This window comes from Ligilactobacillus acidipiscis DSM 15836 (assembly GCF_001435755.1).
Lineage (GTDB): Bacteria > Bacillota > Bacilli > Lactobacillales > Lactobacillaceae > Ligilactobacillus > Ligilactobacillus acidipiscis.
The window spans coordinates 1-1656 of sequence record NZ_AZFI01000266.1 but is presented as its reverse complement, the minus strand read 5'-3'; the positions used below and the strand labels follow the sequence as shown (position 1 = coordinate 1656).

Sequence of the window (1656 nt, the reverse complement as noted above, 5' to 3'; positions counted from 1 at the left end):
GAACTTCTTGCTTGCCAGAGCTCGACTACTAAAACAGAGCAAAGCAAGCCGGGAGAGCTCGACAACAAAAATTATTTTTCTTTCTTAATTTTCTTGTTGATCGCATCAACGCTTCTTTTTGCTCGTAACATGCTATAGCCCCAAACCACCAAGTAAATAATGACAAAAACGAATATTTCACTCGTAATGCTCGCAAGATCTAAGGGATACCAACCTGCAAAATATGCAATGATCATAAAACCAGACACAGTTGTCGCAAAATGTGTCAAAGTTTGTCGCGCTAAACTCCACCTTTCTATTTCAAATACCAAGGCAGTTACGGAAAATAATGAACCAAACAAGGCCCACAAGATTATAGAGATCAACAATACATCTAAGTTGCTGGAAAAATGTTCTGCAAAGCGAGCTTCAGCAGGTTGATAAAATGTGTCGCCACGGCCATATGAATAGCCCAAAGTAACTAATAAACCATAGGTGATCCCAAATGGCATTCCAAAGAAGAAGTGGTTTAAAATTCGCCGAATCATATTCCTAACCTCCTTTTAATTTTGAAACGTAACGTCGTGATACATATGATTCTTCTTTATTCATCATGATCAATTTAATATTTCCATTTCCACCTAATTCCAAGTGATCAATAAATTCAAAATTAACGATTTCTCCACTTGAGATCTGAATGAATTTTTTTGGTAACAACTCTACCAGCTGATAAATTCGTTGTTTGGCTTTATATGTACCAGAAACAGTTTGCACTTGAACGTCACTTGCTTCAGTCCGGATCCTAATTATCTCTTCAAATTGCAGAGGCTTTACAGTTTTATCTTGATAGCCCCACAATAGGGAATTCGATTTTTGTAAATCATCGGCCATGGACTGCATTTCTGGGGTTATTTTCTTAACGTGGAAATCAACATGTTCAGGTTGATCGTCATCTATAAAGAAATTTACTTTCACGTTCACTCTGCCCCCTTTACCTATCTTTCACTTAGTATGAAAACATTATACAATCTTTTTTCTCATCAAGCTCTAATTTGAAATGATTGGTTGTATTAAGCAGCTAATCGGTAAAAAATTCGCAATAAAAGAAAAAACCGGAAATATTTTTCCCGGCAAAATCTCATTTTTTCATTTAAACGTTCCATGTTCGTTGATTATTGATTTTTGTTTTAGCTTCAACTAATTTAACCGGATCCAAGTCGAGCTGATCACACATAAAAAACGTATATGTCAATACATCAGCAAGTTCTTCTTCCAAATGAATCCGTTTGTCGTCCGTTAAAGAAGCATCTTCAGCCTGCCACTGAAAGATCTCCAGGACCTCTGATGCTTCAAGGTTCAACGAAAGTGCAAGGTCCTTCAAATTATGAAAGTCGCTCCACCCTTGATTTTCTCTAAAATCATGCAAATGCTTTAATACCTCTTGATATTGCAGCGAAGTTTTTTGATCAACTTTCAAATTTCGATTAGAACCATCCTGTTCTAAGTTATGGATCTTTCCCACAAGTAATCGTCCTTTCTTTTTTGAATATTATAGTCTCAGTATACAGAAAAACCCGTAAATTAGACTAACCATGGCATTTACGGGCCAAATATCTATTTTAATTTCGTGATCCTTCTTTAAATCAAGAGAGTATAAAATAGTTTGTGTAAATGAAT

The 1656-nt window shown here is 35.8% G+C and carries 3 protein-coding genes; all 3 read right to left on the bottom strand.

From position 1 onward, the window contains the following. Positions 1 to 71 precede the first annotated feature (71 nt). Positions 72 to 527, bottom strand: a complete 456-nt coding sequence (locus FC65_RS10565; protein WP_056972691.1) for a DUF3021 domain-containing protein — start codon at positions 525 to 527, stop codon at positions 72 to 74. A gap of 4 nt (positions 528 to 531) precedes the next feature. Continuing rightward, positions 532 to 954, bottom strand: coding sequence for a LytTR family DNA-binding domain-containing protein (locus tag FC65_RS10560; RefSeq protein ID WP_235803132.1), 423 nt, complete (start codon positions 952 to 954; stop codon positions 532 to 534). Positions 955 to 1129: 175 nt separating this feature from the next. Then, on the bottom strand, positions 1130 to 1501 hold the full coding sequence (locus FC65_RS10555; protein WP_010495969.1) for a nucleotide pyrophosphohydrolase: 372 nt from the start codon (positions 1499 to 1501) through the stop codon (positions 1130 to 1132). Positions 1502 to 1656: the final 155 nt, after the last annotated feature.

Coding starts and splice junctions, on each gene's coding strand:
- FC65_RS10565 (WP_056972691.1), bottom strand. CDS start 527: ATGATTCGGCGAATTTTAAACCACTTCTTCTTTGGAATGCCATTTGGG.